General features: G+C 63.5%; 15 protein-coding genes and 1 riboswitch. Of the genes, 3 read left to right on the forward strand and 12 right to left on the reverse strand.

Annotated features, from left to right (window positions below; all coding sequences use genetic code 11):
- Positions 1 to 83 precede the first annotated feature (83 nt).
- The gene (gene nifJ, locus H8S34_RS04490) at positions 84 to 3,620 is read right to left on the reverse strand and encodes a pyruvate:ferredoxin (flavodoxin) oxidoreductase (RefSeq protein WP_101692426.1); all 3,537 of its coding nucleotides are present in this window, start codon (positions 3,618 to 3,620) and stop codon (positions 84 to 86) included.
- A gap of 338 nt (positions 3,621 to 3,958) precedes the next feature.
- On the opposite strand from nifJ, the gene H8S34_RS04495 reads away from it, so the two are divergent.
- On the forward strand, positions 3,959 to 5,479 hold the full coding sequence (locus H8S34_RS04495; RefSeq protein WP_186963156.1) for a YifB family Mg chelatase-like AAA ATPase: 1,521 nt from the start codon (positions 3,959 to 3,961) through the stop codon (positions 5,477 to 5,479).
- Positions 5,480 to 5,537: 58 nt separating this feature from the next.
- Here H8S34_RS04495 and H8S34_RS04500 read toward each other — a convergent pair whose 3' ends face one another.
- The 7 genes from H8S34_RS04500 to H8S34_RS04530 all read right to left on the reverse strand — a co-directional run bounded on the left by H8S34_RS04500 (position 5,538) and on the right by H8S34_RS04530 (position 15,206).
- Positions 5,538 to 6,776: a competence/damage-inducible protein A gene (locus tag H8S34_RS04500; protein ID WP_101692428.1), complete on the reverse strand. Its 1,239-nt coding sequence runs from the start codon at positions 6,774 to 6,776 to the stop codon at positions 5,538 to 5,540.
- An 88-nt stretch (positions 6,777 to 6,864) separates the two neighbouring features.
- A complete protein-coding gene (locus H8S34_RS04505) occupies positions 6,865 to 9,186 on the reverse strand; it encodes a hypothetical protein (RefSeq protein WP_243207908.1) in 2,322 nt (773 codons plus the stop codon).
- 222 nt (positions 9,187 to 9,408) lie between these two features.
- A complete protein-coding gene (thiI, locus tag H8S34_RS04510) occupies positions 9,409 to 10,581 on the reverse strand; it encodes a tRNA uracil 4-sulfurtransferase ThiI (protein ID WP_101692429.1) in 1,173 nt (390 codons plus the stop codon).
- Between the two features lie 71 nt (positions 10,582 to 10,652).
- Positions 10,653 to 11,666, reverse strand: coding sequence for a tRNA 2-thiouridine(34) synthase MnmA (mnmA, locus tag H8S34_RS04515; protein WP_186963157.1), 1,014 nt, complete (start codon positions 11,664 to 11,666; stop codon positions 10,653 to 10,655).
- A gap of 27 nt (positions 11,667 to 11,693) precedes the next feature.
- On the reverse strand, positions 11,694 to 12,380 hold the full coding sequence (locus H8S34_RS04520; protein ID WP_186963158.1) for an MBL fold metallo-hydrolase: 687 nt from the start codon (positions 12,378 to 12,380) through the stop codon (positions 11,694 to 11,696).
- A gap of 24 nt (positions 12,381 to 12,404) precedes the next feature.
- Complete coding sequence (gene mnmG / locus H8S34_RS04525) at positions 12,405 to 14,267, reverse strand: tRNA uridine-5-carboxymethylaminomethyl(34) synthesis enzyme MnmG (RefSeq protein ID WP_186963159.1); 1,863 nt, start codon at positions 14,265 to 14,267, stop codon at positions 12,405 to 12,407.
- 48 nt (positions 14,268 to 14,315) lie between these two features.
- Positions 14,316 to 15,206 carry a YegS/Rv2252/BmrU family lipid kinase gene (locus H8S34_RS04530; RefSeq protein ID WP_101692669.1) on the reverse strand — a complete coding sequence of 297 codons (891 nt, stop codon included), beginning with the start codon at positions 15,204 to 15,206 and terminating at the stop codon, positions 14,316 to 14,318.
- Between the two features lie 440 nt (positions 15,207 to 15,646).
- On the opposite strand from H8S34_RS04530, the gene H8S34_RS04535 reads away from it, so the two are divergent.
- Positions 15,647 to 16,363, forward strand: coding sequence for an AzlC family ABC transporter permease (locus tag H8S34_RS04535; RefSeq protein ID WP_186963160.1), 717 nt, complete (start codon positions 15,647 to 15,649; stop codon positions 16,361 to 16,363).
- On the forward strand, positions 16,357 to 16,725 hold the full coding sequence (locus H8S34_RS04540) for a branched-chain amino acid transporter permease (protein ID WP_186963161.1): 369 nt from the start codon (positions 16,357 to 16,359) through the stop codon (positions 16,723 to 16,725). The genes H8S34_RS04535 and H8S34_RS04540 overlap by 7 nt, the downstream gene beginning before the upstream one ends.
- 59 nt (positions 16,726 to 16,784) lie before the next feature.
- Here the strand turns inward: H8S34_RS04540 and H8S34_RS04545 are convergent, their stop codons facing one another.
- The 4 genes from H8S34_RS04545 to lspA all read right to left on the reverse strand — a co-directional run bounded on the left by H8S34_RS04545 (position 16,785) and on the right by lspA (position 19,836).
- A complete protein-coding gene (locus H8S34_RS04545; RefSeq protein ID WP_186963162.1) occupies positions 16,785 to 17,606 on the reverse strand; it encodes an HAD-IIB family hydrolase in 822 nt (273 codons plus the stop codon).
- A 21-nt stretch (positions 17,607 to 17,627) separates the two neighbouring features.
- Positions 17,628 to 18,209 (reverse strand): energy-coupled thiamine transporter ThiT, encoded by a 582-nt coding sequence (locus H8S34_RS04550; protein ID WP_243207909.1) that lies wholly within the window; start codon positions 18,207 to 18,209, stop codon positions 17,628 to 17,630.
- A 78-nt stretch (positions 18,210 to 18,287) separates the two neighbouring features.
- Positions 18,288 to 18,402, reverse strand: a riboswitch (TPP riboswitch).
- 47 nt (positions 18,403 to 18,449) lie between these two features.
- Complete coding sequence (locus H8S34_RS04555) at positions 18,450 to 19,370, reverse strand: RluA family pseudouridine synthase (protein ID WP_186963163.1); 921 nt, start codon at positions 19,368 to 19,370, stop codon at positions 18,450 to 18,452.
- The gene (gene lspA, locus H8S34_RS04560) at positions 19,345 to 19,836 is read right to left on the reverse strand and encodes a signal peptidase II (RefSeq protein WP_101692437.1); all 492 of its coding nucleotides are present in this window, start codon (positions 19,834 to 19,836) and stop codon (positions 19,345 to 19,347) included. Before lspA ends, H8S34_RS04555 begins: the two co-directional genes overlap by 26 nt.
- Positions 19,837 to 20,111: the final 275 nt, after the last annotated feature.

Below are 20,111 nucleotides of genomic sequence, written 5' to 3' on the forward strand. Positions count from 1 at the left end.
GCCGCCCCGCCACCGGCGGGGGAGGAGGCCGCCTATGAAAAGGCCCCCAGACACAGTGTGTCCAGGGGCCTCTTGGGTTCTGCTTACTTGTACAGCTCGGTCAGACGCACCAGGTGCTCGTAACGAGCCTTGGCGGCCTCCTCGTTCTGAGCGAAGAGCTCCTTGGCCTCCTCGGGGAAGGAGCGGGTCAGGGAGGAGTAGCGGGCCTCGTTCATCAGGAACTCCTGATAGCCGCCGGCAGGGGCCTTGGAGTCCAGAGTGAAGGGGTTCTTGCCCTCGGCCTTGGCGGCGGGGTTGAACCGGAACAGGTTCCAGTAGCCGCACTCCACAGCCTTCTTCATCTCGCTCTGGCAGTTGGTCATGCCGCCCTTGATGGAGTGCATCTCACAGGGAGCATAGCCGATGATCAGAGAGGGACCGTGGTAGTTGACAGCCTCGTTGATGGCCTTCAGGGTCTGAGCGGGGTTGGCGCCCATGGCCACCTGAGCCACATAGACGTAGCCGTACTGCATGGCGATCTCAGACAGGCTCTTCTTGGCCACACGCTTACCGGCAGCGGCAAACTGAGCCACCTGGCCGATGTTGGAAGCCTTGGAAGCCTGACCGCCGGTGTTGGAGTACACCTCGGTGTCGAAGACGAAGACGTTGACATCCTCGCCGGAAGCCAGGACGTGGTCCAGGCCGCCGTAGCCGATGTCGTAAGCCCAGCCGTCGCCGCCGAAGATCCAGACGGCCTTCTTGGAGAGGTACTCCTTCTCGGCCAGGATCTCCTGGCAGTAGTGGCAGCCGGGATCCTTCTCCAGCTCCTCCACCAGCTTGGCGGTAGCAGCCTGGTTGGCCACGCCATCCTCCAGAGTGGCCAGGTACTCGTGGCACGCGGCACGCTTGGTGTCGATGGTGGTGACCTCCTCCAGCTCGCGGACCTTGGCGATCAGACGCTCGCGGATGGCCTTCTGGCCCAGGTACATGCCCAGACCGTGCTCGGCGTTGTCCTCAAACAGGGAGTTGGCCCAGGCGGGACCCTGGCCGCACTTGTTGACGGTGTAGGGAGAGGTCGCAGCGGGGCCGCCCCAGATGGAGGAACAGCCGGTGGCGTTGGAGATATACATCCGCTCGCCGCAGACCTGGGTCACCAGACGGGCATAGGCGGTCTCGGCACAGCCAGCGCAGGAGCCGGAGAACTCCAGCAGGGGCTGCTTGAACTGGCTCTCCTTGATGTTGGAGGTACCCTCCATGTCAGCCTTGGAGGCAACCTCGGCCACCATGTAGTCGAAGACCTTCTGCTGCTCGGCCTCCTGCTCCTGGGGCACCATGGTCAGGGCCTGCACGGGGCAGACCTTGGCGCACACGCCGCAGCCCATGCAGTCCAGGGGAGAGACAGCCAGAGCGAACTTGTAGGTGCCCTTGCCCTTGCCGGCCTTGATCTCCACAGCCTTGGTGGCGGCGGGAGCCTTGGCGGCCTCCTCCTCAGTCAGGGCGTAGGGACGGATGGTGGCATGGGGGCAGACATAGGCACACTGGTTACACTGGATACACTTGTTCTGATCCCAGGTGGGAACATTGACGGCCACGCCGCGCTTCTCGTAGGCGGAAGCGCCCTGCTCGAAGGTGCCGTCCACATGGGCCTCAAAGGCGGAGACGGGCAGGGAGTCGCCCTCCATCTTGTTGATGGGGGTGAGCAGGTCCTTCACCATCTTCACGGTGGCGGGACGGCCGCTCAGCTCGGCGGTGCAGCCGCAGTCCTCGGCAGTAGCCCAGGAGGCGGGCACGTCGAACTTCTTGAAAGCGGTGGCGCCGGCCTCGATGGCCTTGTGGTTCATATCCACCACGTCCTGGCCCTTCTTCAGGTAGGAGTGGGTGGCAGCGTCCTTCATATACTGGATAGCCTCGGCCTCAGGCATTACCTTGGCTAGGGCGAAGAAGGCGGACTGCAGGATGGTGTTGGTACGCTTGCCCATGCCGATCTTGGCGGCCAGGTCGATGGCGTCGATGGTGTAGACCTGGACGTTATGCGCAGCGATGTAGCGCTTGGCCACGGCGGGCATATGCTTGTCCAGCTCCTCAGCGCTCCACTGGCAGTTGATGAGGAAGGTACCGCCGTCCTTCACATCGCGGACCATGGGATAGCCCTTGATGATATAGGAGGGGTTGTGGCAGGCCACGAAGTCGGCCTTATTGATATAGTAGGGGCTGCGGATGGCCTTGTCGCCGAAACGCAGGTGGGACACCGTCACGCCGCCGGTCTTCTTGGAGTCATACTGGAAGTAGGCCTGGACGTACTTGTCGGTGTGGTCGCCGATGATTTTAATGGAGTTCTTGTTGGCGCCGACGGTACCGTCGCCGCCCAGACCCCAGAACTTGCACTCGATGGTGCCCTCAGCAGCGGTGTTGGGGCAGTCGTGCTCGGCCAGGGACAGGTTGGTCACATCGTCCACGATGCCGATGGTGAACTGACGCTTGGGCTCGGCCTTCTCCAGCTCCTCATAGACAGCGAACACGCTGCTGGGGGGAGTGTCCTTGGAGCCCAGGCCGTAACGGCCGCCGATGACGGTCTTGTCGGTGATACCGGCGTTGGCCAGAGCGGTGACCACATCCAGGTACATGGGCTCGCCCTGAGCGCCGGGCTCCTTGGTCCGGTCCAGAACGGCGATCTTCTTGGCGGTGGCGGGGATGGCAGAGAGCAGCTTGTCGGCCCGGAAGGGACGGTACAGGCGGACCTTCACCAGACCCACCTTCTCGCCGTGGGCGTTCAGGTAGTCGATGACTTCCTCGGCCACGTCGCAGATGGAGCCCATAGCGATGATGACGCGGTCAGCGTCGGCAGCGCCGTAGTAGTTGAAGAGCTGATAGTTGGTGCCCAGCTTCTCGTTGACCTTGCCCATGTACTCCTCGACAATGCCGGGAACGGCGTCGTAGTACTTGTTGCTGGCCTCGCGATGCTGGAAGAACACGTCGCCGTTCTCGTGAGAACCGCGCATGACAGGGTGCTCGGGGTTCAGAGCGCGCTTGCGGAACGCCTCCACAGCATCCATGTCCACCATCTCTTTGAGATCGTCATAATCCCAGATGGCGACCTTCTGGATCTCGTGGGAGGTACGGAAGCCGTCGAAGAAGTTGATAAAGGGAACACGGGACTTGATGGCAGCCAGATGGGCCACAGCAGCCAGGTCCATGACCTCCTGCACATTGCCCTCGGCCAGCATGGCAAAGCCGGTCTGGCGGCAGGCCATGACGTCGGAGTGGTCACCGAAGATGTTCAGCGCGTGGCTGGCCACAGTACGGGCAGACACGTGGAACACACAGGGCAGCAGCTCGCCGGCGATCTTGTACATGTTGGGGATCATCAGCAGCAGACCCTGGGAAGCCGTATAGGTGGTGGTCAGGGCACCGGCGGCCAGAGAGCCATGAACGGTACCGGCGGCACCGGCCTCGGACTCCATCTCGATCACCTTGACGGTGGTGCCGAAGATATTCTTACGACCCGCGGCGGCCCACTGGTCCACATTGTCGGCCATGGGGCTGGAGGGGGTGATGGGGTAGATACCCGCAACCTCGGTAAAGGCGTAGGATACATGGGCGGCCGCTGTATTGCCGTCCATCGTTTTCAGCTTACGAGCCATGAAACGATTCCTCCTTGTGTGTTTTCCTTTTCAGCAGCGTCCTTATTCTATCACCAACCATTCTGTTTGTAAATCGCCCTCCCCGCAGAAAAAACGCTTTTCATTAAAAAATCACGATTATAAATTATAATGCCCGTATTAGCTAATTAAACTCACTGTTTCAATTGAAAAAAGCATATAAATACGATATGATAAACGCGGGTTTTTTCTTTTTAACAAATGGGAATCGTGGACAGCGTTTTTCCACGCCGCCCCCATCCCCGGGGGACATTTCTTCTATGATTTGCTAAGCACGGTTTTTTCATACCGTTACTGTTTTGGAAAAAGGTGGAGTCAAAATGTTCTGTCATGTGCGCTCCCTGGGTCTTCAGGGGCTCAATGGATATGAGGTCCTGGCTGAGTGCGACCTCTCCAATGGCCTGCCTGCCTTTGATGTAGTGGGCCTGCCCGATGCGGCGGTGAAGGAGGCCCGCAACCGGGTGCGCTCCGCCGCGAAAAACTGTGGGTTTTCCTTTCCTGTCTCCCGCATCACGGTCAACCTGGCTCCTGCCGACCGGCGGAAAGCGGGTACGGTCTACGACCTGCCCATGCTGGTGGGCATTCTGGCGGCCGGAGGACAGCTTCCGCCCCTGCCGGCAGGTGCCGCCTTTGTGGGGGAGCTCTCCCTGGCCGGGGCGCTGCGCCCGGTGACCGGCATGCTCCCCATGGCCCTGGCCGCCCGCCGTGTCGGGATCACCGACCTCTATGTCCCGGCCGACTCGGCCGCCGAGGCCACATTGGCCGGCGGTCTCACCGTCTATCCGGTGGAAGACGTGGGCCAGCTGGTGCGCCATCTGCGGGGAGAGGAGGCCCTTGTTCCCGCCCCCCGCTGGGTCCCTGGCGATCCCACAGGTGCGGAGCTGGACTTTGCCGACGTAAAAGGACAGGACCAGGCCAAGCGGGCCCTGGAGATCGCCGCGGCCGGAGGGCACAACCTGGCCATGATCGGCCCGCCCGGCTCGGGGAAATCCATGCTGGCCCGCCGGCTGCCCTCCATTCTGCCCCGACTCAGCGAGCGGGAGGCCCTGGAGGCCACCCAAGTCCACTCCGTCCTGGGACTCACCTCCCGTGAGGCCCCCATGGTAACCCGCCGGCCCTTCCGCTCCCCCCATCACAGCATCTCGGCCACCGGCATGGCCGGGGGCGGCTCCCCCATTCCCCGGCCCGGGGAGATCTCTCTGGCTCACAACGGGGTACTCTTCCTGGATGAGCTGCCCGAATTTCACAAGGACGTGCTGGAGTCCCTCCGCCAACCCTTGGAAGAGGGGCGGGTGCAGATTGCCCGGGCCGCCGCCAGCGAGATCTTCCCCAGCCGCTTCATGCTGGTGTGCGCCATGAACCCCTGCAAATGCGGCTGGTACGGCCAGCCCGGCGGCCGGTGCCGCTGCTCGGAGGGGGAGGTCAAGCAGTATCTGGGGAAGCTCTCCGGCCCGCTTTTGGACCGGGTGGATCTCTATGTGGAGGTCCCGGCCCTGGACTTTGACGCACTCTCCCGCCGTGCACAGGGGGAGAGTTCCTCTGTCATCCGCGCCCGGGTGGAGGCCGCCCGCACACGCCAGAGCGCCCGCTTCGGCCCGGACGGCCCGGACTGCAACGCCCACATGGGTCCCCAGGAGATCCAGCGCTTCTGCCCCCTGGACCAGGCAGGGCAGGAGATCATGCGGGGGGCTTTCCAGCGGCTGGGCCTCACCGCCCGGAGCTATGACCGCATCCTGCGGGTGGCCCGCACCATCGCCGATCTGGACGGGACCGAGGCGATCCAGCCCCACCACCTGGCCGAAGCAGTGCAGTACCGAGAGAGCCCCTATTTCCGCCGCTGATGCCACATATAAAAACGGTCTGTATTTTGAGTTTATCAAAATACAGACCGTTTTTTCTTTATTTGGTCAGATAGCGGCGGACTAGGTCGAACGCATTGTGGGCGGCAGCGGTACGCACCCGCTCCCGGCCGCTGCCCGCATGGAGCTCCCGCACCCGGGTCCCCTCCGGTGTGGCGATGGCCACATAGACCAGTCCCACCGGGTTCCCCCGGTCATCGGAATCGGGCCCGGCCACGCCGGTGGTGGAGACCGCGATGTCGCATCCCAGGACCCGGCGGGCTCCCTCCGCCATGGCGCGGGCCACCGGCTCGCTTACTGCCCCGTACTCCTCCAGCAGGGCATGGGGCACACCCAGGACCCCCTCCTTGACCGCATTGGTGTAGCTCACCACGCCGCCCCGGAATACGGCGGAGGAACCGGGCAGATCGGTCATGCGCTTGGCAATCAGGCCCCCGGTGCAGCTCTCGGCACTGCCCAAAGTAAGGCCCCGCTCCCGGAGCAGGGCAAACACCGCCTCCTCCAGGGAAGAGATGTCCGCACCGTAGATCTTGTGGCCGAAGAGCGCACGCAGCTCCTCCTCTACCGGAGCAATGAGAGCCCGGGCCTCGGCCTCCGTGGGGGCCTTGGCAGTGATGCGCAGCTCGCACTCCCCCTCCTTGGCATAGGGGGCCAGGGTGGGATTCTCCATGGCGTTCATCTTCTCCCGCAGGAGTTCCTCCATGCCCGACTCGCCGATCCCAAAGAGCTTGAGGGTGCGGGAGACGATGGCCCCCTCGGACAGAGCGCGGAGATAGGGAACCGCACGGTGGCGGAACATGGCGGTACACTCCCGGGGCGGGCCGGGCAGCATAAGCACGTGGACCCCGCCCTCCTCAAAGGCGCAGCCGGGGGCGGTACCCCAGTCGTTCTGAAACACCACGGCCCCCTCGGGCACATAGAACTGCTGGGCGTTGTTGGCGGTCATCTCCCGCCCGATTTTCTGGAAAAAGGAGCGGCAGCGCGCCTCGGCCTCGGCGTTGTAGACCAGCTTGCGGCCAAAGCACTCGGCCAAGACATTTTTGGTCAGGTCGTCGCAGGTGGGTCCCAGCCCTCCGGTGGTGATGATGAGGTCGGCCCGGGATTTGGCCAGGTCCACGGCGGCGCGGAGCCGTCCGGGATTGTCCCCCACCACGGTGTGGTAGTAGACGTTGATGCCCAGGGCGGAGAGTCCCTGGGAAAGCATCTGCGCGTCGGTATTGGCGATGTTGCCGAGCAGCAGCTCTGTACCGACCGCGATCAATTCGGCGGTGTGTGACATGGCAAAAGACCTCCTCACGGCTTGGATGGGGACAAAAAGGGCCCCCGGTATGGAGTGTAATACCGGGGGCCCTGTGCGTCAAGGGAGATTATTTGGTGATCTGGAAGGAGCGGGTGAGGGGTGCGGCCATGTAGTTTCCGCCCAGGATGCAGACGGTGACCACATAGCGGCCCGGCTCAGTGGGAGGCGTGGTGGTGGACGAGTAAATGCGCCACTTGCTGGTCATACCGGAATAGAGGTAGTGGACGCTGCTCTGATCCTTCACAGCTTCCCCATCACAGGTGAGGGTGGCCTTGAAATCAAAGTTCTTGGCATCGGCGGCGGAGAGCTTGCCGTTCGGAATCTCCCGATTCCAGGTCAGGTGGGTGCCGCTCAGGCGCATCTTGACCAGCAGGAAGCCCATGCCCACGCCGGTCTCATAGTTCTTGTTGTCGGTGACCACGGCCACAGTGTACAGGCCGGCCCGGTTGGGCTCGCCGAAGGAGATGCGCACGCTGTCCAGGATGCCGGGCAGCTTGTTGATGACGGTGAGGATCTGGCCGAAGGTGCCGGTGTCGATGTTCAGCTTGTCCAACAGGTCCAGCAGCTCCTGGGTACTCAGCAGCTCCCGCAGCTCGCCCACGGTGATACCCTCCCGCATCATCTGGGTCAGAGTTTTCTGACCGATGGCCTCCAGCGCCTTGTCGATGGTCTGGATGAGCAGAGAGTTGTCGGTGTAGCGCTCAGGCAGGTCCAGATAGAGGCCGGTGGTGACGTTGCTGGTGACGCCGGCGTAGATGGTGTAGAGGTCGAACTGGTCAGCGGGGCTGGTGGTGATGAAGTTCTCGGGCAGCTCGTCTCCGGCAAAGATGTTGGTGGAGTTGACCTTTACGGACACCTTGGCCTTGTTGACGGTGACAGTGCCCTCGGCATTCTCGCTGGGACGGAAGTTGGCGTCGCCCTTGTAGCTGACGTGGATGGACTGCTCACCGGCACCCATCTGAGGATAAGTACCCAGGTTTACATTGCCCAGGTCATAGCTTTTGCCCTCCAGAGGGACCCAGCTCTTGATACCGGAGTCGATGCCGCCGTCAAAAAGAATGGCTTCACTGTAGTATGTAATTTCAAAATCGTCGGCGCTCAGGGTCTCCTTGGCGGGGAGGGTGGAGTTCTCCCAGTCAATGGCATTATCGAAGATGGCCTGCTCCATGACGGAGGCGTCCATGTTGTAGGTGAAGGACACACCGGGCTTGAGGGCCACGATGCTGGCAGGGCGGCTGTCAGTCATGTTCACTGTCACGATCGTGGAGTTGCCCTTGTACACCTTCGTATCGCCCACGGAGATCTTGATCTCCCACTCGCCGGTGCCGAACTTTATCAGGCCGGTAAGATCGGTCTCGTTCAGGGGCTTGAAGCTGTCGGTAATGCTGGTCTTGTCCACGTTGTATTCCACGGACACCTGACCATCGGAGGCAGGGGTGATGGAAGCTACCACGGCGTCATAGATGGCGGCGGCGGTGGCGTCATAGTCATAGCCCTGCTCAGCGTCAAAGACTAAGCCCACCTCGTAGGGAGCGGGGTTCAGGTTGAACTGAACCTGCTCGCGGTCGGTAAAGGTAACGTCAATCTCAGCGGAAGTGCCATAGATGGTGTCGGTCCCGGCGTAGGAGACACGGATCTTCTGACTGCCCTCAGAGATGGCGGGGTAGGTCACAGGAATGCCCAGCACAGTGCCCTTACCGCCCTCCAGGGGCATCCAGTCCTTGCCCTGCTCGCCGACGGAGCCGGTGGTGGCGGTGGCATAATACTCGATCTTCACATCGCTCAGGGTCAGCACAGGGTCAGTGGACTCCACCACGGTGTTGAAGATACTCTGATACAGGGTTTCAAAGTCAACCGTGGCATCCTCGTTGTAGGGCAGGCCTACGGTGCAGCCCTCGTTCAAAGTAATGGAGGAGGACAGCTTGGCGACCTTGTGCAGGGTGACCTCAGCGGTAGTACCGGCCAGACGGACCTGGTAGTTTCCGTCCTCGTTCGCGGACAGGGCAGGGTGGGTAAACGTAGTGGGAACAAACACGACTTTCTTCTCACTGGTAAAGCCATTCACAGAGCCCCAGGCGTCATTGGTCAGGAGACCGTTTTTGCCGGTGCAGTAATACTCCCACTCCAAACTCTCATCTTCCACCTGGTCTTTGTTGGCAACCAGTGTGTTAAAAAGAATCTGCTCGACCTCTTCAAGGCTTGCATCGCTGGGAATCACGGCTTCGCCGCTCTGAAGCTGGGGCGCAGCGAAAGCCACGGCCTCCTCTGCAGCTTCCGTGACCTCGGTCAGATCGGCCTCGGCAGCCAGCGCGGCCAGGGACGTGCCCTGCACCAGGGTGAGGGTGGCCAGCACAGCGGCCAGTCCTCTGCGGATGTCTGTGCGCTTCATGTCAAATCCTCTCTCCTTTGCAGTCATCATAAATAAATGCCTGGAGGTGCGGACCACAACACATCCCCGCACGCTCCAGGCACTCATTATAACTCTCAAAAGGAAAAAAGCAATGACTTAGCGCAATATTTGTCACTCTATTCCAACAGAAATTTTCATTTTTTACAGATACGGAAATATATTTTCATCATTTCCAGCATTTGTTACTTTTGACTTGTGACTTTACGGGTCGATCTTGATGCGCTCAATGCCCTCCACGGCCTGGGCCACCATGGCGTCGATGTCCAGCTCCGCCTCGGCGGCCTCGATCTCCCCGGGCAGGGGGCGCAGGCGGGGATGGCGGGGGGTAAAGACGGTGCAGCAGTCCTCATAGGGCAGGATGGAGGTCTCGAAGGTGTTGATCTTCCGGGCGATGGTGACGATCTCCTCCTTGTCCATGCCCACCACCGGGCGCAGGATGGGGAGGGAGCACACGGCGCTGGTAGCCTTCATGGCCTCCATGGTCTGGCTGGCCACCTGGCCCAGACACTCGCCGGTGACGATGGCCCCGGACTTGGTCCGCTCGGCCACCTTCTCGGCAATGCGCATCATAAAGCGGCGCATGAGGATGGTGAAGAGCTCCTCGGGGCACTTGCGGCGCAGCTCCTCCTGGATGGCGGTGAAGGGCACCACATGGACCATGAGCCGTCCGCACCAGGGGGTGAGTAGCTTGGCCAGGGTGAGCACCTTCTGCTTGGCCTCCTCAGAGGTATAGGGGTAGGAGAAGAAGTGGACCATCTCCAGGGCGATGCCCCGCTTGGCGATCATCCAGGAGGCCACGGGGGAGTCGATGCCGCCGGAGAGCAGGCTGACCGCCCGGCCGTTGATGCCCACAGGCAGACCGCCCGCACCGGGCTCGGGGTCGGCGTGGACATAGGCGGCGTAATCCCGCACTTCCAGATAGACGGTGAGCTCCGGGTGGTGCACGTCCACCTTCAGGTTGGGATAGAGCTCATCCAGCTCCCCGCCCACATACTGGGAGAGCTGGATGGAGGTCATGGGGAAGGTCTTGTCGGCCCGCTTGGACTCCACCTTGAAGGTCCGGGCAGCGGAGAGCCGGTCCCCCAGGTACTCCTGGGCGGTCTTGAGCATGGCGTCCTTGTCCTTGGCGCACGCCCGGGCCCGGGAGAGGCCCACCACGCCGAAGAGACGCTTCATGGCCTCATAGGCCCCGTCCAGATTGCAGGAATCCTCCTGGGGCTCCACATACAGGGTGGACTGCTTGGTGTACACCCGGAACTTGCCAAAGGGCCGCAGGCGGCGCTGGGCGTTTCCGATGAGCTTGTCCTCAAAGCTGCGGCGGTTGAGGCCCTTGAGCACGATCTCGCCCAGCTTGAGCAGAATGATTTCATCCATGGATGGTAACTCCTTTATCTCAAAATCTCCCGCCCCGCTCCGGGGCGGGCAGGTATGCAGGGTTCCATGGGTCAGCAGATCCATCCGCTGCCCAGCACGATATCCCCGTCGTAGAACACCGCCAGCTGCCCCGGCGTGGGGGCCCGTGCCGGGGTGAGCATGCGGATCTCCACCGCGTCCCCATCGGGACAGAGGATGGCGGGGGTCTCCACCTTGGAGTGGCGCAGGCGCACGGTGCATGCCCGCTCCCCCTCCAGGCCCTCTATGGCGATCCAGTTCAGGTCGGTGCACCGAGTTCGGTCCGCGTGGAGGTCGGTTCCGTCGGAGAGCACCACTTCATTTGTCTCCGGCCGGATGGCCGAGACAAAATACCGGTGGGGGCCCGACACCCCCAGGCCCCGCCGCTGGCCCAGGGTATAGTGGTGGATGCCCTTGTGCCGGCCCAGGACGCGGCCCTCCCGGTCCACAAAGTCGCCGGGGGGCGGCGTGTTTCCCCGGCGGTCCAGCCAGGCGGCATAGTCTCCGTCCGGGATGAAGCAGATCTCCATGGAGTCGGGCTTCTCCGCCACGGCCAGGGCGGCCTCCCCGGCCAGGGCGCGGACCTCCCGCTTCTCATACTCTCCCAGGGGAAAGACCACCCGGCGCAGGATGTCCTGGGGCAGGCGGGAGAGCATATAGGACTGATCGTTGGCGGGCCGTCCCTTGCGCAGCAGGGCCCGTCCGTCCGCCCCTGTGCTCCGGCGGGCATAGTGGCCCGTGGCCACATAGGGCGCGCCCAAACGGTCGGCCAGGGCCAGCAGGGCAGGGAATTTCACCGTGGGGTTGCACAGGGCGCAGGGCAGGGGGGTCTTGCCCGCCAGATAGGTCTGGGCAAAGGGGGTGCAGACCCGCTCCTCCAGGGCGTCCCGGATGTCAGCCGTCTCAAAGGGCAGGCCCAGCTCCTTTGCCACGGCGGCGGCATCCTCGCCGCCCCCCAGGCCGATGTCCAGCCACAGGCAGGTCACGTCGTACTTCTCCCGCAGAAGACGGGCCGCCACGGCGGAGTCCACTCCGCCCGACAGGCCCAGTACCAGCTTTTCTCTCATGGGTCACTCCATTTCTGTTTTTTCCTATCAGATTTGATCAAGCTCCAGCCGCCGGAGCGGGAAGGGCTTTCCGTGCCCGGGGTAGAGCATCCGTCCACCGGACTGCCGCAGGACCTTCCAGCTCTCCCGGCAGTCCTCCAGGGACTCCACCGACACCGGGCGGTGCCGCCGGATCAGGGGGCCGGACATGGCCGCATCACCGCAGAAGAGGGTCCCGTCCTCGGTGAGGAGGGACATGGAGTCGGCCGTGTGTCCGGGTGTGTCCAGAAAGCGGACCCCCAGGCTGGACTCCAGCTCCCGCCGGCGCATCCCCTCCAGCGGGATGCAGCGGTTTTCCATTCCCCGGGAAAGGGGCGGAAAGGCGGCCGTCTCCCGGCCCAGCAGGTGGGTCAGGCCGCCCACCAAGTTCTCCCAGCGGCCGGGCGCGCGGCCCAGCCCCGGGTCTTTTCCGCTTCTCAGCCGCTCCAGTCCCAGCGGGTGGAGGAGCACCCGGGCCCGGGTGCCCTTGAGGAGCCCCTCCAGTCCCCCCGCGTGGTCGGCATGGGCGTGGGTGAGGAAGATCCATTGCAGCTCGCTCAGTCCGATCCGCCGGCTGAGCTGCCGCAGCAGCTCCTCCGCAGTTCGCTCACAGCCGGTATCCACCAGCAGATACCCCGCCAGGGTGGGGAAGAGGTAACAGCCGGCCCCGGCGGGGCCCAATGACAAGGGACGCATGGCATTCCTTCCTTTCTGCGGTCCTTACCGCTCCAGCGCCACCAGAAGCACCGCCAGATCGGCGGGGCTCACGCCGGAGATGCGGCTGGCCTGGCCCAGATTCAGGGGCCGGATCCGCTGGAGCTTCTGTCGTGCTTCCAGCCGCAGCCCTTCCATATGTTCATAGTCCAGATCCGGGGGGAGGGGGCGGCCCTCCAGCTTGCGCATCTCCTCCACCTGCCGGAGCTGTTTGTCGATGTATCCCTGGTATTTGACCGCGATCTCCACCGCCTCAGCCGTGGCTTCGGGCAGAGACGGGCGCTCCGGGTCAAAGGGAGCGAGATCCCCGTACCCGATCCGGGGCCGCCGGAGCAGGTCGGCCAGCCGCGCTCCATTGGGGGCGGGAGGCTCCCCATGCCCGGCCAGCATGGCGTCCAGGGCGGGAGATGGGGCAGCTCCGGTTTGCTCCAGGCGTTTGCGCTCCTTCTCCACGGCGGCGTATTTCTCCAGCACCCGGCGGTAGCGCTCCTCACTCACCAGTCCCACCGCGTGTCCCACGGGACACAGGCGCTGGTCCGCGTTGTCCTGGCGGTGGAGGAGGCGGTACTCCGTGCGGGAGGTCATCATGCGGTAGGGCTCCTGGGTGCCCTTGGTCACCAGGTCGTCGATCAGGACCCCGATGTACCCCTGGTCCCGGCCGATCACCATGGGGGGACGGCCCAGCAGCTTCAGCGCGGCGTTCACCCCCGCCACAAAGCCCTGCACCGCCGCCTCCTCATAGCCGGAGGAACCGTTGAACTGTCCCGCTCCATAGAGTCCCTGCACCACCTTGCTCTCCAGGGTGGGGAGGAGCTGGGTGGGGTCCACACAGTCGTATTCGATGGCGTAGGCCGTCCGGGTCATCTCGGCGTGCTCCAGCCCCGGGATGGTGCGCAGCATGGCCATCTGCACGTCCTCGGGCAGGGAGGAGGAGAGGCCCTGGATATAAAGCTCTTCGGTGTCCAGGCCCATGGGTTCGATGAAGAGCTGGTGGCGCTCCTTATCGGCAAAGCGGACCACCTTGTCCTCAATGGAGGGGCAGTAGCGGGGTCCCACTCCCTCGATCATCCCGGAGTAGAGGGGGGATCGGTCCAGATTGGCCCGGATGACCGCATGGGTCTCTTCGTTGGTATAGGTGAGCCAGCACACCGCCCGGTTTTCCGGCGGCTGCTCGGTCTCAAAGGAGAAGGGGACGGGAGTCCGGTCTCCCTCCTGGCGCTCCATCCGGGAGAAATCCACACTCCGTGCGTGGACCCGGGGGGGCGTGCCCGTCTTGAAGCGGCGCAGGCTCAGCCCCAGCTTCTCCAGGCTTCGGGTGAGGGGGAGGGCGGCGGCCAGCCCGTCAGGGCCGGAGTCCCGGGCCAGCTCCCCCACGATGGTACGCCCGCCCAAATGGGTACCTGTGGCGATGACCACCGCGCGCACGGTATAGATCCCGCCGGAGGCGGTGCGCACGGCCCGGACCGCTCCGTCCTCCGTGAGAACGTCGGTGACCTCAGCCTGCTTGAGCCAGAGGTTCTCCTGTCCCTCCAGGGTGCGCTTCATGACCTTCTGGTATTCCCGCCGGTCGGCCTGGGCCCGCAGGGACCAGACCGCCGGTCCCTTTCCCTTGTTGAGCACCCGGTATTGGATGCAGGCCGCGTCGGCCGCCCGGGCCATCTCGCCTCCCAGGGCGTCCAACTCCCGGACCAGGTGGCCCTTTCCCGTGCCGCCGATGGCGGGATTACAGGGCATATTGCCCACCGCGTCCAGATTGACGGTGAAGCACAGGGTGCGCAGGCCCAGACGGGCGGCGGCCAGAGCCGCCTCGATCCCGGCGTGGCCGGCGCCGATAACGGCGATATCATATTCTCCAGCGTGATAGTCCATACTCGCTCCTAACAGTCGGTTCTTTGCGCGGGCGGGAAGGGGGCCGTGCTATTTTCCATAGACGATCTCCACCGCCCGGGGAAGATTCTCAATTTCGGCCACCCGGGGCGCCCCGCCATACTCCCCGTCCAGGGTCCAGGGCAGCTCGCCGGCACAGGTCACCCGCAGGCGTGTGGTCTGGAAGGCCACCACCGCCCCGCCCGGCTCGGGCTTGGCCTGCATCAGCCCCATCACGATGCTCTGGAGCTGGGCGGCGTTTTGGGGCTGACGGATCAGGACCACCTCAAACTGCCCGTCGTCCAGTTCCACCCGCTCGGTGTTGGCCCCCTTGAAGCCCCCTACCGACACGGTGTTGCTCACCATGCCGAAGAGGAAGTCCCCCTCCTCGGTGCCCCCGTCGTGCTCCACCCGCAGGCGGTAGGACTGAAGGGAGGGCAGCCGTGCCGCTCCCTCCAGCACATAAGCCAGATGGCCGAATGCGTTTTTAAAGGGCTGGGGCGTATCGTAGGCCACATCGGTAAAGGCCCCGAAGGCCGCCACATAGATAAAGTACTCCCCATTGAAGCGGCCTATGTCCACCGGCCGGGGCACACCTGCCCCGGCGGTCTCCATCCGGCCCGCCAAGCTACGGGGCAGGTGGAGGTTCCGGGAAAAATCGTTGGTGGTCCCGGCGGGGATATAGCCCACCGGCGGGCGGTTGGTGAGGCCCATGAGCCCGGTGATGGTCTCGTGCAGGGTCCCGTCTCCCCCGCAGCACACCACCCGGTCAAAGCTGCCCCCCAGATCGGCGGCCACCGCTGCGGCGTCCGCCTTGCCCTGGGTGGGGTGGATGGTCACCAGCCAGCCCTGCCGGGTAAAGCAGTCCACAACATCGGAAATATGGCTCTTGCTCCGCCCCTTGCCCGCATGGGGATTATAGATAAACAGCAGACGTTTCACCGCAGACATCCTTCCTTTCCTGCGCCCTGACCACAGGGTGGGGCGCACCTTCTTACAGCAGACATTATTATAATGTGTACTGAACAAAGCTGTTTTACCTTGAAAGCCTTGGCTTTCAAGGTAAAATAGCTTTGTTCAAGTGCAAGGATTTTGGGCCGTTTGCGGCCAAAATCCTTGCACCACTCACACAGGTGCCGTGGCACGTGTGTGAGTATACTCATTGCAGCAATGTCTCAATGGATGTGAAAACGGCTGATCTCAGCCGCTTTCACATCCATTGAGCGGCAATGCCGCGCGAATAAACCGCATGGCGGTTTATTCAGTAGACATTATTATACAAGAATCCGCCAAAAAAACAACCTCAGGCCCGGGACTTGCTTTTTTCTCTCCACTTTAGTACAATGCTGTATCAGATACCATAGAGTTGGAAGTGATTTCACATGGACCGCAAATCCCTGGCCGCCGCCTTCCCGGTGACGGTCCCCGTCCTGATGGGGTATCTGGCCATCGGCATGGCCTTTGGCTTCATGCTCCAGGCCATCGGATACAATTTCATCTGGGCCTTTTTCATGAGTCTGACCATCTACGCCGGTTCCGGACAGTATCTGGGGGTGAGCCTGCTCTCCTCGGCCGCCGCTCTGAGCACCGTGGCCGTGATGACCCTGCTCATCAATTTCCGCCACCTGGTCTACGGGCTCTCCATGCTGGAAAAATTCCGGGGCATGGGCCTGCGCAAGTTCTACATGATCTTTTCCCTCACGGATGAGACCTATGCGCTGCTCAGCTCGGTGCAGCCCCCCGTGGGCGTGGACCCCAGGAATTTCTATTTTTCCATCGCCCTGCTGGATCAGTCCTACTGGATTTTAGGCTCGGTCATCGGCGCGGTGGCGGGGGCCCTTTTGCCCATCGACACCACCGGCATCGACTTTGCCATGACCGCCCTCTTTGTGGTCATCGCCGTGGACCAGTGGAGCGCCTACAAGCGCCATCTCCCCGCCCTGCTGGGGGCCGGGGTGACCCTGCTGAGTCTCTTCCTGGTGGGGGCGGAGAACATGCTTCTGCCCGCCCTGGGCGTGATCGTGCTGGTGCTGCTCCTGCTGCGCCAGCGTCTGGATGAGCGCGGCACCGCCGCCGGAGAGGAGGAAACCACATGCTGACCCCTATACAGGCCGTGGCCGCCATCGCCGTGATGGCGGTGGTCACCTTTTTGACCCGGGCCCTGCCCTTTCTCCTCTTTGACCGGGGAGACCATCCGCCCAAGCTAGTGCTCTATCTGGGCCGGGTGCTGCCCCCCGCCATCATCGCCATGCTCATCATCTACTGTCTCAAGGGCCCGCTTCTGGCCCTGCGGGACGGCTTTCCCCATCTGCTCCCCCTCCAGGCCGCGGGGGAGTGGCTCCCCGCCTTCCTGTCGGTACTGGTGGTGGCCCTCCTCCACCTGTGGAAGCGCAACACGCTCCTCTCCATCTTCGGGGGGACGGTGCTCTACATGGTACTGGTCCAGGCGGTCTTTCCCTGAGAGGCAAAGCTGCCCTCCGGCGCAGGATTGCGCGCCGGAGGGCAGTTTTTTCACGCTTTTCACGGCCGGGCCGGATAGCGCCCGTCCAGGATGCCAATGATCTCGGCCACGCAGCTCTCGTCGCAGGAGGAGACCAGGCGGGCTCCCCACTCCCGCACCACAGGGGCGCAGTTGGACGGGGCAAAGGGGATGGCCGAGCGCGCCAGCATGGGGATGTCGTTCTCATTGTCTCCCACGCAGTAAATGTGCTCCGCTCCGATCCCCAGGCGGCGGGCCAGTTCCTCCACCATGCCGCCCTTGTTGCTCCCCTTGGCGGTGAGCTCCAGCAGCACCTGGTTGGAGAAGATGGCCTCATAGTACTCTCCCCAGCGGGAGAGGATGTACTCCCGGGCCCGCTCCAGCACGCTGCGGCGGTCGTGCTCCAGCAGGACCTTGGAGAGGGGGCCGGGGATGTCCCGGATGGCCTTCTCCTCTCCGGGCGCGCCCACCCGCGCCAGATGGTTGCGGGTGATGATGTTGGGATTGTGGAGGTAGATGTCGTCCCCGTGGTAGGCCTCCAGCCCGATCTCGGGGACCACGAAGGTCAGCTCCATCAGGTCCCCCAGGACCCGCTCGGGCAGGAAGGTCTCACAGACCATCTCTCCCCGGTCGAAATCGTACAGGGCCGAGCCGTTGGACAGGATGACCGGCGCATTGATGGGGGCCAGGGAAGCGCAGGGGGCAAAGGCAGGCCGGGCCCGGCCCGTGGCCACCGTAAAACGTCCGCCCTCCGCCGTAAAGTAGGCGATGGCCTCCACATTCTCCCGGGACACGGTCAGATCCGTCCCGTAGAGGGTGTCGTCAAAATCACTTACCAGCAGTACGCCGTCAAACTTGCCCAAGGGATCACCCTACCTTCCTTCTTATTCGATGTCCGCGCCGGTCAGATACCGCCCCATGGGCCGGTAGAGCAGCGCCCCGATGACCAGCGCCAACACCATGTTGGGCAGCATATACACCCCGTTGTAGAGCAGGGAGTAGAGCCAGGGGCTGGTCATGGTCATGCTCAGAAACTCCTCCGGCATGTACTCGGCCCAGATGGTGGCACCCACCACATAGTGCACCAGGAACCGCCCGGCGCAGCCCAGCACGGTCCCGGCAAAGATGCCCCAGCGGCGGCCCCGGAACACACCGGCCAGGCCCAGCGCCGTGAAGGCCAGCAGATAGTCCCCCAGGATGGACTGCCACCCCAGAGCAAAGCCGCCGTCAAACATAAATTGCAGGATGCCCAGCACAAGGCCGCCCAGCAGCCCGTCCTTCCAGCCCCAGCGCACCGCAAAGAGCAGCACCGGGAACATGGCCGGGGTCAGGGCGCCGCCGTTGGGCAGCTCCAGAAACTTCACATAGCTGAGGATCTGGGCGGCCGCCACCAAAAGGGCCCCCTCACACAGCATGCGCACCCGGGTCCGGCTGGCCCGGGGTCTGGCTTCCATGGTCAGGTTCATATCGTTTTCCTCCTAAAAAGATGTACCGCAGCGCAGCCCCTGGGCGCAGTGCGGTACGAGTGAAACGACATGGTCCTTCCCCGTATGAATCCAACTTCCTACGCCGGCATGATCCGGATCAGGTCAAGGGTCCCCGCGCGGCGCTACGCGCGGATCTCAGCCGGACTTGCGCCCGACACCCCTGGGATTTGGAGTTGTTCTGTGGTTATACCCTATTCTATACCGGCCCCGTTTCCCTTGTCAAGGCGCGGCACTCATCCGGCGCAGCTTGGCCAGCACGGCCTGGAACCAGTCGGGCAGAGGGCACTCCACCGTGATGCGCTCCCCGGTGCGGGGGTGGACGAAGGAGAGCCGCCGGGCGTGGAGACACTGGCCCGCCAGGCCGGGGTAGGGACGCTTGCTCCCGTACACCACGTCCCCCAGCAGGGGGTGGCCGATGGACGCCATGTGTACCCGGATCTGGTGGGTGCGCCCGGTCTCCAGACGGCACTGGATGTAGGCGTATCCGCTCAGCCGCTCCAGCACGGTCCAGTGGGTGACGGCCTCCCGCCCCTCCGGGTCCACCGCCATGCGCTTGCGGTCGGTGCGGTGCCGGGCAATGGGGGCGTTCACGGTGCCCCGGTCCTCCCGGAGGTTGCCCACGCAGATGGCCTCATACTCCCGGTAGAGGGAGTGGTCCTGGAGCTGTTCGGCCAGTCCCAGATGGGCAAAGTCGTTCTTGGCGGCGATGAGCAGGCCGGAGGTGTCCCGGTCGATCCGGTGCACGATGCCGGGCCGCAGCTCCCCGTTGATGCCCGAGAGGCTGTCGCCGCAGTGGTGGAGGAGGGCATTGACCAGCGTGCCGTCCGGGTGGCCGGCGGCCGGGTGGACTACCATGCCAACGGGCTTGTTGACCACGATGACGTCGTCGTCCTCATACACCACGTCCAGCGGAATGTCCTGGGGCAGGATGTCCACCGGCTCTGGCTCCGGGAGGGAGAGGATCAGCGTATCCCCTTCGGTGAGCTTCTCGTTCTTTTTCACGGAGGCGCCGTTTTTCCGCACCGCCCCCTCCTCCAGCAGCCGCTGGGCAGCGGAGCGGGTGAGGCCCTCCACCGTCCGGGCCAGGAAGCTGTCGGCCCGCTCGCCGGTCCGGTCAGCCCGCAGTTCCAGCGTCGTCATGGCCGCTCTCCTTTCCCTCCAGCTTCTCATAGAGGAAGAGATAGTAGGCGCAGAAGCCGATGCCCCCCAGCACCACGCAGATGTCGGCCACGTTAAAGACCGCGAAATTCATAAAGGTGGTCTCAAACATATCGGTGACAAAGTTGAAAAGGGCCCGGTCGATGAGGTTGCCCACCGCCCCGGCCAGCACCACCGCCACGCATACCCGGCCCAGCCGGGTCCGGGTGACCCAGCCCTTGACCAGCACCAGGACCAGCAGGACCGACACGACCAGCGAGAGCAGGGTGAGCATCCAGGTGTGCTCGGAGAACATGGAAAAGGCCGCCCCGGTGTTCTGCACATAGGTCAGATCCATCACATGGGGCAGGAAGGGGATGGACTCCCCCAGCGGGATGTTGGCCCGCACCAGGTATTTGACCACCTGGTCGATGGCCACCAGGGCCGCAACAAGCACTGCATACAGCATGAAAAGGCTCCTTTGGAAGTTAGAATCGTTTTATTTTATCACGGTTCCGGCGGTGTGGCAACTGGAGTACGCCTGCCCGGCGGGGGGAGCGCGCCTGTTCGGCGGGAACCGCCTCCCCGGCGAGGGCACCGCTTTCTTTTCCGTAAGAAAGCGGCGGGAAAGAACGGGCCGGGGGATGGTTCCCCCGGCGCCCCCTCAAAGTACGCCCCAACGGGCTGGGCTGAAAGTCTCAGCAATTGCAAAAGCCCGATGGGCCAAAGGCAATGGCGGCTGCC

The organism is Pseudoflavonifractor hominis (genome assembly GCF_014288125.1).
GTDB classification, from domain to species: Bacteria; Bacillota; Clostridia; order Oscillospirales; family Oscillospiraceae; genus Pseudoflavonifractor_A; species Pseudoflavonifractor_A gallinarum.

Excerpts from the sequence above, each read along its gene's own strand:
- mnmG (WP_186963159.1), bottom strand. The coding sequence starts at position 14,267 with ATGGACTATCACGCTGGAGAATATGATATCGCCGTTATCGGCGCCGGC.
- H8S34_RS04500 (WP_101692428.1), bottom strand. The coding sequence starts at position 6,776 with ATGTCACACACCGCCGAATTGATCGCGGTCGGTACAGAGCTGCTGCTC.
- thiI (WP_101692429.1), bottom strand. The coding sequence starts at position 10,581 with ATGGATGAAATCATTCTGCTCAAGCTGGGCGAGATCGTGCTCAAGGGC.
- H8S34_RS04555 (WP_186963163.1), bottom strand. The coding sequence starts at position 19,370 with ATGACGACGCTGGAACTGCGGGCTGACCGGACCGGCGAGCGGGCCGAC.
- nifJ (WP_101692426.1), bottom strand. The coding sequence starts at position 3,620 with ATGGCTCGTAAGCTGAAAACGATGGACGGCAATACAGCGGCCGCCCAT.
- mnmA (WP_186963157.1), bottom strand. The coding sequence starts at position 11,666 with ATGAGAGAAAAGCTGGTACTGGGCCTGTCGGGCGGAGTGGACTCCGCC.
- H8S34_RS04520 (WP_186963158.1), bottom strand. The coding sequence starts at position 12,380 with ATGCGTCCCTTGTCATTGGGCCCCGCCGGGGCCGGCTGTTACCTCTTC.
- H8S34_RS04505 (WP_243207908.1), bottom strand. The coding sequence starts at position 9,186 with ATGAAGCGCACAGACATCCGCAGAGGACTGGCCGCTGTGCTGGCCACC.
- H8S34_RS04495 (WP_186963156.1), top strand. The coding sequence starts at position 3,959 with ATGTTCTGTCATGTGCGCTCCCTGGGTCTTCAGGGGCTCAATGGATAT.
- H8S34_RS04540 (WP_186963161.1), top strand. The coding sequence starts at position 16,357 with ATGCTGACCCCTATACAGGCCGTGGCCGCCATCGCCGTGATGGCGGTG.
- H8S34_RS04550 (WP_243207909.1), bottom strand. The coding sequence starts at position 18,209 with ATGAACCTGACCATGGAAGCCAGACCCCGGGCCAGCCGGACCCGGGTG.
- H8S34_RS04535 (WP_186963160.1), top strand. The coding sequence starts at position 15,647 with ATGGACCGCAAATCCCTGGCCGCCGCCTTCCCGGTGACGGTCCCCGTC.
- lspA (WP_101692437.1), bottom strand. The coding sequence starts at position 19,836 with ATGCTGTATGCAGTGCTTGTTGCGGCCCTGGTGGCCATCGACCAGGTG.